General features: G+C 54.9%; 9 protein-coding genes. 2 read left to right on the top strand and 7 right to left on the bottom strand.

Going from position 1 to position 15124, the window contains the following annotated elements:
• Positions 1 to 253: 253 nt before the first annotated feature.
• The 6 genes from BQ5453_RS01060 to ribD all read right to left on the bottom strand — a co-directional run bounded on the left by BQ5453_RS01060 (position 254) and on the right by ribD (position 7803).
• Positions 254 to 919: an HD domain-containing protein gene (locus BQ5453_RS01060; RefSeq protein WP_410525564.1), complete on the bottom strand. Its 666-nt coding sequence runs from the start codon at positions 917 to 919 to the stop codon at positions 254 to 256.
• A gap of 1 nt (position 920) precedes the next feature.
• Complete coding sequence (locus BQ5453_RS01055) at positions 921 to 1406, bottom strand: radical SAM family protein (RefSeq protein ID WP_071121776.1); 486 nt, start codon at positions 1404 to 1406, stop codon at positions 921 to 923.
• Positions 1407 to 1601: 195 nt separating this feature from the next.
• Positions 1602 to 3698: an anaerobic ribonucleoside-triphosphate reductase gene (gene nrdD / locus BQ5453_RS01050; RefSeq protein ID WP_071121775.1), complete on the bottom strand. Its 2097-nt coding sequence runs from the start codon at positions 3696 to 3698 to the stop codon at positions 1602 to 1604.
• Between the two features lie 610 nt (positions 3699 to 4308).
• Positions 4309 to 5376 (bottom strand): endonuclease/exonuclease/phosphatase family protein, encoded by a 1068-nt coding sequence (locus tag BQ5453_RS01045; RefSeq protein ID WP_071121774.1) that lies wholly within the window; start codon positions 5374 to 5376, stop codon positions 4309 to 4311.
• A gap of 127 nt (positions 5377 to 5503) precedes the next feature.
• Positions 5504 to 6451 carry a rhomboid family intramembrane serine protease gene (locus BQ5453_RS01040; RefSeq protein WP_071121773.1) on the bottom strand — a complete coding sequence of 316 codons (948 nt, stop codon included), beginning with the start codon at positions 6449 to 6451 and terminating at the stop codon, positions 5504 to 5506.
• A 380-nt stretch (positions 6452 to 6831) separates the two neighbouring features.
• On the bottom strand, positions 6832 to 7803 hold the full coding sequence (ribD, locus tag BQ5453_RS01035; RefSeq protein ID WP_071121772.1) for a bifunctional diaminohydroxyphosphoribosylaminopyrimidine deaminase/5-amino-6-(5-phosphoribosylamino)uracil reductase RibD: 972 nt from the start codon (positions 7801 to 7803) through the stop codon (positions 6832 to 6834).
• Between the two features lie 25 nt (positions 7804 to 7828).
• On the opposite strand from ribD, the gene prmC reads away from it, so the two are divergent.
• Entirely contained in the window at positions 7829 to 8698 is an 870-nt protein-coding gene (gene prmC / locus BQ5453_RS01030; protein WP_071121771.1) for a peptide chain release factor N(5)-glutamine methyltransferase, read from the top strand.
• A gap of 546 nt (positions 8699 to 9244) precedes the next feature.
• On the opposite strand, the gene secDF is transcribed toward prmC, so the two are convergent.
• The gene (gene secDF / locus BQ5453_RS01025; RefSeq protein WP_071121770.1) at positions 9245 to 12175 is read right to left on the bottom strand and encodes a protein translocase subunit SecDF; all 2931 of its coding nucleotides are present in this window, start codon (positions 12173 to 12175) and stop codon (positions 9245 to 9247) included.
• Between the two features lie 607 nt (positions 12176 to 12782).
• Here secDF and metG point away from each other — a divergent pair.
• A complete protein-coding gene (metG, locus tag BQ5453_RS01020) occupies positions 12783 to 14822 on the top strand; it encodes a methionine--tRNA ligase (RefSeq protein ID WP_071121769.1) in 2040 nt (679 codons plus the stop codon).
• Positions 14823 to 15124 lie beyond the last annotated feature (302 nt).

Raw genomic sequence — 15124 nt, 5'->3', positions numbered from 1 at the left:
GTCAATGAGTTGCAACGAGTTAGTGTAAGATGTAAGATACTCGGCAAGTAAAGTATTTGTAGTATAGTAAAGATACCGCAACCACAAAACGCAACCACAAAACGCAACCACAAAACGCAACCTCTAATGGGGGCGACGCGTCTCGCGTCGGGAAAATAAAAAGAAAAGACACACAAAACACACTAAACAACAGCTGCACTATCACCGACGCGGGACGCGTCGCCCCCATTAGAGATAGCGTTTTGTGCTTGCGCTACTGCACCTCCTGCCGCCACAGCAGGTCAAACGTTTGGCGCATCAGCGGCTCATCAGCCATCATGCGGCGCAGTTCGGCCAGCGGGGCCGCGTTGGGGCTTTCGGGCAACCACAAATGCAAGTAGCCGCCCTCGGCATATTTCTCGTGCAGGTGGGCAACCATACGCTGATAGTGCTGCTCACGCGTGAGCTCCGGATAGTTGGCCAAGCCATACTGCACCGCGCGGCGCATCGACACCAAGGGGTCTATCAGGCGGTCGGCCTCAGCCACTATCATGCCATAAATGGTGCGCGGCGCACGATCGGCCGATGCGCGGTGGTCCTCGGCGGCCCCGGCTATCAACTCAATCTGCGCCCCGTCAAACCATTGGCGCAACCGTTGGTCAGCCCTCACAATGCGCCCCGACACAAGGTGGTGACACGCACGTCCCTCGCACAGACCAAGGTCGTGACAGGCTGCCGCCGTGAGCAACATGCCCGCATCGGTGTCGGCATAGTGCGCCCCCATGGCCATGCTGCGCTGCATCACACTGCGGGCATGGTCGCGTTGGTGGGCCGGGTCAAAATGGTCGTACTGTGGCAGCACCTCGTCCTCAAGGTACCGCACAAGGCTCTCGGGCACACGGGCCATGTAAGCCTGCACTTGTTCTGTGGTGTGTGTCATGTCAGTCATTCACCCCCTTCTTTTTGAAGCGTAGCGTCATGTCGGTCAGTGTGCCGTCGGCCTCAACGCGGCAAAAGCGCTGGTTAGTGGTGGGCGATGAGAGCGGACCGAATTTGGCCGAATAGGGGCCAGTCTTTACATAATCCAGACTGGCGGCAAGGGTGGCGGCATCGGGCAGCCACGTGCGGCCCGAATACCACCCTGTGCGCAAGCGGCCCTCATAATGTTGCTTGATGTAACGCCCTGCGGCCAGCACGGCCTCGGGGTCGTTGTCGCCGCCTTGTATGCCCACACAGGTTATAGTGCCGTCATACGAGTCTATCAGTGCCGTCAGGCGCTCATGGGTCAGTTCCTCGCCTATGTCCTCGCGCAGGTAGGCACTGTGGCAACCCACACAGCGGTTGGGGCACATGGTCAGATTGATGGCAAGGGTCACCTCGTCGGGATATTCTTGAAATACAATGTCGTAGTTGTAATATTTGAGCATAGTAGTAGTAATGTGCAGATAATGCGCTAAAGAACTATTGCTGTTCTATAAAACCATTAGTGCTTGCGTTTTACCAAACAACAATATTAAGATAATGAGCCCATAGTCCAAGGCAGCCGAGCGGCACTCTGGGCTATGGGCTCATTGGGCTTCAGGCAGCCCATGCTTGTTCATATTAAAGCCGTCCTCCCCGCTTTAAGCCTCCACCTTCTGGTAGTAGCGGCGGCCGGCCTCCTTCTGACGGTCGAGCGAGAAGTTTGACACACGCTTCAAGTAGCCAATGATACGGGTCAGATAGTCGAGATTGGTCGACCCGCACTTGGGGCACTTGTGCAAGTGGTGCTTGTCAATGTGGCCACAGTCGTTGCACAACGTGTTAGGTATGTTAAACGTAAAGTAGTTGCAACCCTCCTTGGCAGCCACGCGCAGCAACTGGCGGTATTGCGGCTGGCTCAAGTGCTCGTCAAGGTTCATGTGCAAGGCCGAACCACCCGTAAGGTGTTCTATAAAGCGGCGGCCATGCAGGCGGAACTTCTCAATGATGTCGGTATTGGGGTCCTCAACCACGTAGAAGTAAGAGTTGTAGCAGTCACGCGGCACATAATAGCCATCCTCGCGGTCCCAGCGGGCATGCTTCACGCCCACATTCTCGGCCGGAATCATCTCGCAGTTAAACATCACGTCCTTTGAACGGTACTTGCGGTTGTAGCCCTCAATCAGGCCCAATATATTGCCTACAAATTCCTCATACTCCTTGTTGTCTGAAATGGTGATGCCAAGGCTTTCGGCAGCCTCCACCATACCGTTCACACCAATGGTCAGATACTGGCGCTTGATGTTGATATAGCCGGCATCGAACAGCGGCAGCATACCCTTGTCCAACAAGTCCTTGAGGTTGGCGTTATAAGCCAGCTGCACCTTGTGCATGAGGTCTATCACGTCGTCAAGATACTCCACGTATGAGCGTCCCTCGCGGGTAGCCTGCTGCACACAGCGGTTAAGGTTGACAGTGAGCACCGACTTCGAACCGGTCGACACACCGCCGGCTCCGAGCGTGTAACTGAACCCATTGTCCTGAATTTCGTTGCGCAGACGGCAGCACGAGGCCAGGGAGTCGGCATTGTCGCTCATGTAAGTAAAGAAACTGTGGCCCTCGGCATACATCTCCGACGTAAAGTCGGCATACGCCGTATCCATCACGTCGCCGTCCTTCGAGAGCAGCGCCATCGTCTCCACCGGGAAGGTGAGCACCGCCTTGGTGCGCTCCTGGTTGAACCACTTCATGAAGCGGCGCTGGAGCCAGTCGAGTGCGGGCCATGAGGGACGCGAGCCGTCGGGGAAGCGGAACTCGCCGAATATGCTGTCAAAGTAATACTTGTCGTAGTACGAAATGTTCCAGAACACCGACTGGAAGTTGCGCGCACCCGTAGGCTGGTTGATAGAGTATACTATCTGTTCAAAACAGTCGGTAATAATCTTGTCGATGGTGCGCTGGCGTGCTGACAGGTCAACCACCTTGTCGGCATGGGCATAATAGTCGGTGCCATACTCCAGCTCGAGGAAGTGGCTCATGTACATCAAGAACTCCGGAGTGGCGCAAGCGCCCGAGAGCATTGAACTTACAATGAACACCATGTTGACAAATCCACCGCAGAACGACTTCAAGTTGGTCGGAGCCGTAGAGTTGCCGCCAATGTCCTTGGTGCCGTTGAGCAACCACGGATACATTGTTATCGAGGCGCAATAGTTGGCCAGCGACGTCTCGTCGTTCTTATATATAAAGTGGTTCTTGAGCAAATAAAGGTAGCGGTCTGACAGCTCCTTGCCATACATCTCCTTGATGCGGTCGCACAGCAGGCGGCGGTTCAAGCGTATAAAGCCCTGTTTGGGCAGTTCGCCAATGAGTGTGGCTATATTCTTGTTCTCCACATTGGCGTTTGAGTCATACTTCGAGCCCGTGGCGGGGTTGGCCGAGTTGCAGTAGTTTATCAAGAAGCGCAGCTTGTCGGCCGTCTCGCGGTCGTCCTCATGACGCTTGCGGTAGAGCATGAACGACTTGGCCACCTCATAGTGGTGCTCGGCCATCAGGGCCACTTCCACCTGGTTCTGCACATCTTCCACACTCATGCCGTTGCAAAAGCGCAGGCGCTGCATGATGCGGTTCAAAGCCTCGGCATCTATCTCTTTTTTGCGCGACTGAAAGGCTTTCAGCACAGCGGATTTAATTTTCTCAATGCTCAACGGCTCGGTCTTGCCGTTACGCTTGGTAATGATAAAGTTGTCAGTACACATGGGGCAGGAATATAGGTTTTTCTAAAGGCTCGCCGGGAGCAGAAAGTTATCCGTTTTGGAAAACTTTTCGCGCAACACCGTCATCAGAATTGTCCGTTATGACAAACACTTTCCCTACCCGTCAATCTCGTGGCAGGCATGCCTTAACAGTAGTTTTCAGGGAGGGTGTTATCCGTAAGCGCACGCTGCTGTTTTTCATCGAATGCGTGTCACACAACATTGTTAACCTACTGATTATCAACGCGTTACACACATCACGTGCACCTAATCTAACGTGGCGCCATTGCGGGCCGCGCTTCGTCTCCAACGAACCTTCGTGTTGGAATTATTTCTTAATTGCAAGGCAAAGATACGGAAAACTTTCTAACAAAAAAAGCAATCGAAAATGTTTTTTTCGGAAAACTTTCGGACAACTTTGCGTCTCGCAGTTCACACGTTTCACCTATTACTTTACCCCAAAACGCCAATGTCATTGATAACCAACACGGAGGGAGCGTACCCCATCTGCCCGCAACGGAACAGGGGGCTGTAAAGACATCACGGGCGTACCAATCGGCCCAAATTGTCTTTACAGCCCCCTGAGCGTATCAACCATGCCGCAAGCGCCCCGCTACTTCGAGCCAAGCTCCTTCAGATAGCCCACCATGGGATAGTGGTCCGACCACGAAACCGACGTGTCGATGCGCATGGCATAAGGTTTGAAGTGCGACGAGCAGAATATGTTGTCAATGCGCACATATATGGCATCACGGTTAAACGAGCGGCCTATGCCGTTGCCCGTGGCCCTGAAGCAGTCGGTCAGGCGGCTGCACACCTGGTGGTGGGCATACGATATGGGCGTGTCGTTAAAGTCGCCCATCACTATCAGTTTGCGCCCCTTGTGGCGGTCAATAAACTGTGCCAGCGTGTCGGCCTGTAAGGCGCGCTCATAGCCACCGGTGGCTATCTTGCGCACAAGCGTCAGCTTGCCGTGCACCTTGTCGGCCTTGGTAGGCGACTTTACAAGTTCGTGATACTCGCTGCGCTCCTCGCCCGACAAGTGCATCGACTCCAGGTGGGCACACACCACGGTAATGGTGTCGCCACGGCGCGGCACAAGGCTGAAGGCGGCAAAGCCATTGCCCTTGGAGTGGCACACCACCCGCTTGTCGGCAATGGGCATACGGGCCATCACGCCAAGTTGGTTCTCGCCCACCCAGATGGTCTCGAAGTGGTAGCCATAGCGGCGCATCGAGCGTGTCATGCGTCCGCGGTCTTCGTCGTTGCGGAACGACACCTCCTGCAGGCACACTATGTCGGGCCGCTGGTCTATGATGTAGCGCACCACCTCATAGTTCACGCTATCATCCGACATGCGCATATTGCCCAAGGCCAGCGTGTTGTAACTCATCACCTTGAGTGTGCCCTTGGGCGGGGGCGAGCTCAAATTGACCGGAAAGTAGTCGCGCACCGAGCCACAGCAGCCCACAAGGCCCACCACGGGTATCCACACCAGCCGCGGTTTGAGCAGCAGGCACACCATGCCCACTGCCAGCACCGCTGCCACACAAAAGGGGAAGCCAAGCCCCACCACAGCTATATATTTGCCATAGGTGGCGGCACTGACATACACAGTGGCTGCGCAGCCCCACATAATGAGCACCGCGAGCCACGCCAAAAAGGTGAGCAGTTTAGTCATAGTTCTGTTTCATCTATTCTCTATCCAGTAATCTACGCCCTGCCTGTAAGGGCTAAAGGGCTAAAGAGCAAAAGCACGAACAGGCACTTTGCAGCTCATTCCGACAGCTAAGCAAAGCGCACATACATCACTTGCGACTGAGCCTAAAGAGCTCGTGCTTCTCGTCGGTAGTCAGACTGTCGTAACCCGAGCGGCGCACCTTGTCAAGTATCTCGTCCATACGCGCCTCATTGCGTTCTGCCTCACGCTTGGCGCGCATGTTATACTCATAGTCGCTCTCGCGCGTAGCGGTGTGATGCGCATTGCCCGGCGTAGCCGTCTGCGGCATGCCGAGCCATTGCTTGATGCGCTGCCACAGCGTGCGGTGTGTTTTGGTGCGGTCGTCCCAGCGCTGCCAGCCGCCCACCGTCTGTCGGTTGTGCGCACGGCGCCGCCACCAGCGCAGCAAGAACCACCCGAACAGCATGCCGCCCAAGTGGGCAAAGTGCGCAATATTATCGTTCGAGGCGTAAGCCGATATCAGTTCAATGGCAGCATAGCCCGCCACAAAATATTTGGCCTTCATCGGTATGGGCGGCAGCAGCAGCATGATGCGCTCATTGGGGTAGAGCATACCAAAGGCCAGCAGCACACCATAGCAGGCGCCCGAGGCACCAATGGTGGTCCACTGGTTGAGGAACAGCCCCATAGGCATGAGGCTCGACCCCGTATTCACCATGTCATAGGCATACATGCCCTCAATAAAGTAGTCGGCCGTTTGCCACAGTTCCTGACAGATGCCGGCGCCTATGCCACACACCATATAATATATAAGGAAGCGTTTGGCCCCCAAAGTGCGCTCTATCAGTCCGCCAAACATCCACAGCGAGAACATGTTGAAAAACAAATGTGTGAAACTGCCATGCAGGAACATGTATGTGAGCAGCTGAAACACATAAAAGTTGTCAGCCAGCGCAAAGTGCAGTCCGAGCCATTCGGTCAGGTCGATGCCGCGCGTGCGCATTACGGCCTGCACCAGGTAGCACAGCACATTGATAAGCAGCAGGTTGCGCGTGATGGGTGAAATCTTTTGCATGAATAGTGTAACGTATTGGAATTTATTTTCTGTAACTTTGTGCGAGGGTTGGAGGGGGAGTGAGTTCTGAGGTTGGGATAGTTCTGAGTTCTGAGGTTATAAGGTTATAAAGTAACCTTTGTGAGCAGGCCCCCTACCTCTAATGGGGGCGACGCGTCCCGCGTCGGGAAAATGCGCTATGTTCATACACCAAATAGATGTTCACAGGCAGCACAAATCACACGCGAATACTGTGGGGGGGCTTTGCCTTAACTACCGACGCGGGACGCGTCGCCCCCATTAGAGTTAGGCTACCTGCTCACAAAGGTTACTTTATAACCTTATAACCTCAAAACTCAGAACTCACCTAACCTCAAAACTCAAAACTCCCTCAGCCTCCCCTACTCAGTATAATGCCACACAGTGGCACCGAAGTAGTGTTCCTCATTGAGCGTCACGCCCACCGGCATACGCGGTTCGGGCACACCGCTGCCAAGCACCACGGGCGAAAGCTCAACATAAGCCTCGTCCCACAGTCCCTGGTCAATAAAGCTCTGCAGCGTCTGCTGCCCGCCCTCAACCAACAGCGACTGTACCCCCTCAGTGCGGTACAATTCGGCCAGCGCAGTATCGATGTCGGCATAAGCCAGCCACCCCGCAGGCAGTTCGCCCTCGGCCACACGACCCAGCACCACCCTGCGCGGCTGGTTGCCCGCCCAATGGCGCACATTAAGCTGCGGACGGTCCATGCGCAGCGTGTTATGCCCCACCAATATGGCCTGGTGCATGGCACGCAACTGGTGCACACGCATGAGCGACGCCTCCGACGACAAGCGCGCCGCAGCCTCGCCCTCAGCCTCGTCGCGCCAGCGGTCGATAAAACCATCGGCCGAACGCGCCCATTTGAGCGTAATGTAAGGGCGGCGCTTGGTCTGAGCCGTTATAAAGCGACGGTTCAGTGCACGACATTCAGCATCGAGCACACCCACCTCCACCTCAACGCCAGCCTCACGCAGTATGGCAATGCCGCGGCCCTGCACCTTGGCAAAGGGGTCGACACACCCCACCACCACACGCGGAATGCCCGTCTTCACTATCAAGCGGGCACAAGGCGGCGTCTTGCCATAATGGGCACAAGGCTCCAAGCTCACATACATCGTGCTGTCGCACAGCAGCGCACGGTCGGCAGCACGCACACTGGCTATGGCATTCACCTCGGCATGACCCTTGCCACACACGGCATGGTAGCCCTCGCCTATGATGCGGTCGCCATGCACAATAACAGCACCCACCATGGGGTTGGGTGCAGCGTGCATCTGGCCGTAGCGCGCCAGCTCTATGCAGCGGCGCATATATCGTTCGTTAACTTGCATAATATACCTTATAATATATACACTGATGGATACCCAGTTTACAGCCCTGCGCCAAAGCCTTGCCCCACTCTACGGCGAAGGCGAGGCACGCGCCATTGCCTTCATGCTCTACGAGGACGCATTCGGCGTGAGCCGTACCGATATTTATGCCGACAAAGTTAGGCAATTTTCTGAAGATGAGCGCGCACGCCTCAACAATATGTGCCAACTTTTGACCAAGGGTGTGCCCGTGCAGTATGTGCTGGGCAAGGCCTCATTTTGCGGCCACACATTCGCCGTGTCGCCCGCTGTGCTCATTCCGCGTCCCGAAACCGAGGAACTTGTGGCATGGGCCACCGATGTGGCAAGACTGATGCCGCGCCCCGAGGGACGGCCCTTGCGACTGCTCGATGCCGGCACGGGTTCGGGCTGCATAGCGGTGAGCCTCAAACTGGCGCTGCCCGATGCCGATGTCACGGCCTGGGACATATCGCCCGAGGCGCTCAATGTGGCACGTGACAATACGCGCACACTTGGTGCCGACGTGCACTTTGAGCAGCGCGACATACTGGCACCGCCCGATGCGGCCACGTGTTACGACATCATTGTAAGCAATCCGCCCTACATTTGCGAGTGTGAGCAGTCCAGCATGGAGGCCCATGTCACCCAGCACGAGCCTCACACGGCCTTGTTTGTACCCGACGCCGACCCCTTGCGCTTTTACCGTGCCTTGTGCCATCATGCCAAGGCCAGCCTCTCGCCAGGCGGCCATCTGCTGGTTGAAATCAACAGTGCCTACGGCCCTGGCACGGCCCGCCTGTTTACCGCACTGGGGCTGCAACACGTGCAACTGCGGCAGGACGCCTTCGGCCTCGACCGCATGGTGGGAGGACGCACCAGTATGCCAATGGGCTGACGCCGTAGCGCTGCCTGGCAGCCGCTAACGCGGTAAACAGAAGAACATAAGAACATAAGGACATAAGGGCTGACGCCGTAGTGCTACTATTTAGTAATACTACGGCGTCAGCCCTTATGTTCTTGAGGCCACGCGGACGTTAGTCCGTGGTCTTCAGCCGCGAAACGGCCTTATGTTCTTATGTCCTTATGTTCTTATGTTTACCGCGTTAGCGGCTGCCGAGCCACGCTACGGCGTCAGCCCTTATGTCTCTTGAGGCCACCCGGACGATAGTCCGTGGCCGTCAGCCGCGCAGCGGCCTTATGTCCTTCTGTTCTTATATCCTTATGTTTTCCGCGCAGCGGCCAAAGCGAGCGATGCAATACGCAAATAAAACTGACGCCGTAGCGTGGCTTGGCAGCCGCTAACGCGGTAAACATAAGGATATAAGGACATAAGAACATAAGGGCTGACGCCGAGGACAATGGACTAATACGCAAACAAAACTGACGCCGTAGCGTTACTACCTGTAACACCACGGCGTCAGCCCATTATCAAATTGTCATATTAGCAAATCTTCTCCTCCTCACCCTTCTGCTTGCGGCTCAGCGTACGGTAAGCGATGGGCGCTGCAAGGAAAATAGATGAAAGTGTGCCGAAGATGACACCCAGTATCATGGCAAAGGCGAATGAGCGAATGCTGTCGCCACCCAAAATAAAGATGCACAACAACACGAGGAAGGTAGTGGCCGAAGTCATCACCGTACGAGTAAGCGTGCTGTTCAACGACATGTTAAACAAGTCGAAGTACTTCATGCGCGGGTGCAACTGAAGATTTTCACGCATACGGTCGAACACCACCACCTTATCGTTGATAGAATAACCTATCACCGTAAGAATGGCACCGATAAAGGTTTGGTCAACTTCGAGAGAGAAGCCTATCCAGCCCCAGCAAATTGAGTAGACACCCACCACAAGCAGTGTGTCGAACACAAGGGCCACAACCGAACCTACCGAGAAGGCCACGTTGCGGAAACGTATCAATATGTAAACAAAGATGGCGGCCAATGAGAGCAACACGGCTGTAATGGCACCGCGCACCATGTCGTTGGCCACGGTAGGACCTACCTTCTGGGCCGAGATGATTGAACCACCAGTGTGGTTGTCGCGGTCGATAAACGTATTGTAGTCGGCCTTGATGAGCTTGGCCTCGTGCAGAGCGTCGTAGATGAAGTGCTCAACATCCTGGTCGATGCTCTCGTTGTCGTCGTCGATGCGGTAGTTGGTTGACAAACGCACAGCAGCATTGCTCGTAGTAGTAATGGCAATGGCACTCACGCTGGCGTTGGGATCCTTGGCATTAACCTTGGCTGCCACAGCCTTCTGCACCTGTTCGGGGGTTACACCCTTCTGCTCAAACTCTATCACGTAGTTGCGACCACCGGTAAAGTCGATACCGCTCGACAAACCACGGGTGGCCAGGAAGCCGATAGCGATAACGGCACCAATGATGAACACGTAGATTGAGCGGCGGCCCATCTTCATAAAGTTGACGTTGGCGTTGCTCAGGAAATTCTTCGACATGCCAGTGGTGAAGGTAAGACCAAGCCACTTGTCCTTGTTGAGGAAGTGCTCAAACACAATACGGCTCACCCATACGGCGGTAAAGAACGAACATACAATACCGATGCCCAGTGTCATGGCAAAACCACGGATAGGACCTGTACCGAAGTTGTAAAGAATTACGGCTGTAATGATTGAGGTAAGGTTGGAGTCGAAGATGGCTGAGAAGGCATTGCCATAACCCTCGGCCAAGGCTGTCTTGATGCCCTTGCCGGCCTTGAGTTCCTCCTTGGTACGCTCGTAAATAAGCACGTTGGCATCAACCGCCATACCGAGCGAGAGCACCATACCGGCAATACCACTCATGGTGAGGGCAGCCTGGAACGAGGTGAGGATACCGAAGGTGAAGAAGAAGTTGAGAATCAATGCCACATTGGCCACCATACCCGGAATAATGCCGTAGAAGCAGCACATGAACACCATCAAGAGCACAAAGGCTACCACACAAGCGGTGAAACCTGCCTGGATAGAGGCGGCACCGAGGCTCGGGCCTACTGTCTCCTCCTGTACAATCTTGGTGGGGGCGGGCATCTTACCGCTCTTGAGCACGTTGGCAAGGTCGCGGGTATCGTCGGTAGTGAAGTTACCCGAAATCTGTGAGTTGCCACCGGTTATCTCGTTCTGCACCACAGGGGCGCTGTACACGTAGCCGTCGAGCACGATGGCCACGCACTTCTTGAGGTTCTTCTTGGTGAGTGTGGCCCAGTCGCGTGCACCGCTTGTGGTCATGGTCATGCTCACAATGGGGCGGTGGTTCTGGTCAAACTCGTCCTTGGCGTCGGCTATCACGTCGCCCTGCATTGAGGGCTGGCCGTTGTTGGCACGCAAGGCATAAAGCTCAAACACATTGGCCTTCATGCCGCTGGCGTTCTTCACACCCCAAGCCAGTTTGAGGTCGGCAGGCAGAATGCTCTTGGCGGCCTCGCTGTTGACCATGGCGTTGATGGCGGCTGTATCCTTGGCAATGGCATAACCTACCACGCAGTTGGTGGGCTGCATGCCCTGTATCATGATGAGCTTGCTAAAGAGGGGGTGCTGTTCGGCACCGCTCTTGGCTTTGGCAGCCTTGGCTTTTGTGCTGTCGGCAGCGGCAGAGTCCTTGGCATCGGCACCGGCCAGACGCTTGTCGAGGGCTGTGAGCGACGACATGGTCTCGCCAAGGGTGTAAGTCTCCCAGAACTCGAGGTTGGCGCTACCCTGAAGGAGCTTGCGCACACGCTCGGGTTCCTTGATACCCGGCATTTCTACCATAATCTGGCCTATCTGGCCCTTGCCGCGCAGGATTTGAATGTTGGGCTGTGCCACACCAAAACGGTCGATACGCGAGCGTACCACCTTGTTGGAGTTTTCAACGGCTGCATTCACCTCCTCGTTGAGCACCTTCTTCACGTCGGCGTCGCTCGAGTTGTACGAGATGTTCTTCTCGCCAAGCTTTGAGGCGAATATGCCGCCAAGCTTGTTCGTGCCGTTAAGCTGCTGGTAGGCGCTCACGAAGGCGTCGACAAAGTCGATATCGCCCTTCTTGGCCTGAGCCACTGCCTTGCTGTAGGCTTCCTTAAACTTGGGGTCGTTGGCGCTCTCGCCGGCGAGGTTCTTCACCACGTCGGGCACGCTCACCTCAAGCACTACGTTCATACCGCCCTTGAGGTCGAGACCCAGGCCGATTTGCAATGCCTCGCAGTCCTTGAGTGTCTTGCCGAGCCATACGGTCTCGTTACGCATGGAGTCAAGGTAGGCGGCGCCGTCCTTGCCCTGTGCCGTCATTTGCTCGGCTTTGGCCTCGTACTTGTGAGTGGGGTACGAGAAGCTGAGGTACATGAGGCAAATCAAGGATAGCAGCACTGCAATTACTTTAACAAATCCTTTGTTTTGCATTAGTGTGTGATTGTGTAATTATTATTTTTATTTATTGTTTTTCCAGTCCGTCAAGTCGCGCCCGGGCACAATTACTCCTAACGGCACGCCTTTGAACGTGCAAATATACGCGATTTTTTTGAAAGACAGGGCTTTTACCCTCTTTTTGTTAAAGGACAGCCGTTTTGCCCGCACCTGTGCCCTTACAGTCAGGGCGTTCAAAGCGCCCAACGCTACCTCTAATGGCGACGCGTCCCGCGTCGGGCATCAAGGCAAAAGCTCACAGACAGAAGTGTATTAGTACTGTCTGAGAGCCTTTATTTGGGGCAAGGACATGGCATTTTCCCGACGCGGGACGCGTCGCCCCCATTAGTGCTTGCGTTTTTTGCAGCGCGTTTCAAGCAACTTAAAAATTCCCCAAAAGGGTCTCGCTAAAAAGTCTGTTTTGTAAGCAGATAAAGGCCCACTTATTTTGCATATCTCTCACTTTGCAGTTATTTTGAATAAATTACGCGGCAGCTCGGATATGAAAATAAGTGGACTTTACAGCCCACTTATTTTGCATATCTCTCACTTTGCAGTAATTTTGCACAAAGTTTTACACGCATATATAATATAACAAGATATAATGGAAAAGAAATTTAACCGTACGCTGGTTACCGCCGCCTTGCCATACGCTAATGGCGGTGTGCACATCGGCCACCTGGCCGGGGTGTATGTGCCTGCCGACATTTATGTGCGCTACTTGCGCCTGAAGAAACGTGACGTGCTGTTTGTCTGCGGTAGCGACGAGCATGGCGTGCCCGTCACCATACGCGCCCGCAAGGAGGGCTGCACACCGCAAGAGGTGGTTGACCGCTACAACAAGATTATACGCGAGTCGTTTGAGGGCTTTGGCATCTCGTTCGACGTGTTCGGACGCACCACCTCGGAGGTGCACAAAAAGACGGCTTCGGACTTTTTCCGCAAGCTCTACGACAAGGGAGAGTTTGTGGAGCAGGAGAGCGAACAGTACTACGACGAGGAAGCGCACACCTTCCTGGCCGACCGATACATTACGGGCGAATGTCCGCACTGCCACGCTGAGGGGGCTTATGGCGACCAATGCGAAAAGTGTGGCACGGCGCTCTCGCCTACCGAACTGATTAACCCGCGCTCTACCGTGAGCGGGTCGAAACCGGTGCTGCGCAAAACCAAGCACTGGTACTTGCCGCTCGACAAGCACCAAAAGTGGCTCGAGCCGTGGATTACGGAGCAGCACAAAGAGTGGCGCAGCAATGTGATGGGACAGTGTAAGAGTTGGTTTGACATGGGACTGAAACCGCGCGCCGTGAGCCGCGACCTTGAATGGGGCATTCCGGTGCCGGTTGAGGGGGCTGAGGGCAAAGTGCTCTATGTGTGGTTCGACGCGCCTATTGGCTACATCAGCAACACCAAGGAACTGCTGCCCAACGACTGGGAGAAGTGGTGGAAGAGCGACGACACACGCCTTATCCACTTTATTGGCAAGGACAACATCGTGTTCCACTGCATCGTGTTCCCGGCCATGCTGAAGGCTGAAGGCTCATACATTCTGCCCGACAATGTGCCTGCCAACGAGTTCCTCAATCTTGAGGACGACAAAATTTCGACCTCACGCAACTGGGCGGTATGGCTCGATGAGTACCTGAAGGACTTGCCCGGCAAACAGGACGTGCTGCGCTATGTGCTTACAGCAAATGCACCCGAAACGAAGGATAACAACTTTACGTGGAAGGACTTTCAGGCTCGCAACAACAACGAGCTGGTGGCTGTGTACGGCAACTTTGTGAACCGTGCGCTGCAACTTACCAAGAAGTACTACAACGGGGTGGTGCCGGCTGCCGGCGAACTGACTGACTACGACCGCCAGACTATTGAGGAATTTAAGGACGTGAAGGCTGAGGTGGAGCGCCTGATTGAGGGTTTCCGCTTCCGCGACGCGCAGAAGGAGGCTATGAACCTGGCCCGCATCGGCAACAAGTATCTGGCTGACTCTGAGCCTTGGAAGGTGATCAAGACTGACCCCGAGCGTGTGAAGACGGTGCTTAACCTGTCATTGCAGCTTGTGGCTAACCTGGCTATTGCTTTTGAACCGTTCTTGCCCTTCTCGAGCGAGAAACTGCGTCAGATGTTGCACATCGACGAGGCGCAATGGGACCGCCTGGGGGCTACTGACTTGCTGCCCGAGGGACACGTGCTTGGCGAACCGGCCTTGCTGTTTGAAAAGATTGAGGACAGCGTGGTGGAAGCTCAGGTGCAGAAGTTGCTCGACACCAAGAAGGCTAACGAGGCGGCTAACTTTAAGGCTGCACCGGTGAAGGAGAATATCCCCTTCGAGCAGTTTGAAAAGCTTGATGTGCGCGTGGGCACTGTGCTTTCGTGCGAGAAGGTGAAGAAGAGCAAGAAGCTGCTGAAGTTTGAGATTGCCGACGGTGCCGAGAACCGCACTATCGTAAGCGGTATTGCGCAGTACTACCAGCCTGAGGACTTGGTGGGCAAGCAGGTTTGCTTTGTGGCTAACTTGGCTCCACGCACTATCAATGGTATCGAGAGCCAAGGCATGATTTTGTCGGCCGTCAACTTTGACGACTCGCTCTCGGTGGTGACGGTTGACCGCAAGGTGGTGGCCGGTAGCCAGGTGGGCTGATGCCGAGGCTAATGTGGCAATATGTCAATGTGCTTATGCTTGCTTATGGGCTGACGCCGAGGCGTGACTTGGCAGCCGCTAACGCGGTAAACATAAGGACATAAGAGCATAAGGACATAAGGGCTGACGCCGAGGGGCGGACTTTTGAAGCGCTTACCGCGATAACATAAGAACATAAGCTACATAAGAGACATAATTTGGAGTCTGGGAACTGCGTTCCAGACTATAAGAAACAAAAGGGCTGACGCCGTAGCGTTACTACTTAGTAATACTACGGCGTCAGCCCTTTTGTTCTTATGTCC

It is taken from the genome of Prevotellamassilia timonensis, from assembly GCF_900106785.1.
Lineage (GTDB): Bacteria > Bacteroidota > Bacteroidia > Bacteroidales > Bacteroidaceae > Alloprevotella > Alloprevotella timonensis.
The sequence above is the reverse complement of the archived record's forward strand: the minus strand, read 5'-3'. Positions and strand labels throughout refer to the sequence as shown.

Bases quoted from the DNA above. Each gene is read 5' to 3' on its own strand.
- BQ5453_RS01060 (WP_410525564.1), bottom strand. From the start codon at position 919: ATGACACACACCACAGAACAAGTGCAGGCTTACATGGCCCGTGTGCCC.
- BQ5453_RS01055 (WP_071121776.1), bottom strand. From the start codon at position 1,406: ATGCTCAAATATTACAACTACGACATTGTATTTCAAGAATATCCCGAC.
- nrdD (WP_071121775.1), bottom strand. From the start codon at position 3,698: ATGTGTACTGACAACTTTATCATTACCAAGCGTAACGGCAAGACCGAG.
- BQ5453_RS01045 (WP_071121774.1), bottom strand. From the start codon at position 5,376: ATGACTAAACTGCTCACCTTTTTGGCGTGGCTCGCGGTGCTCATTATG.
- BQ5453_RS01040 (WP_071121773.1), bottom strand. From the start codon at position 6,451: ATGCAAAAGATTTCACCCATCACGCGCAACCTGCTGCTTATCAATGTG.
- ribD (WP_071121772.1), bottom strand. From the start codon at position 7,803: ATGCAAGTTAACGAACGATATATGCGCCGCTGCATAGAGCTGGCGCGC.
- prmC (WP_071121771.1), top strand. From the start codon at position 7,829: ATGGATACCCAGTTTACAGCCCTGCGCCAAAGCCTTGCCCCACTCTAC.
- secDF (WP_071121770.1), bottom strand. From the start codon at position 12,175: ATGCAAAACAAAGGATTTGTTAAAGTAATTGCAGTGCTGCTATCCTTG.
- metG (WP_071121769.1), top strand. From the start codon at position 12,783: ATGGAAAAGAAATTTAACCGTACGCTGGTTACCGCCGCCTTGCCATAC.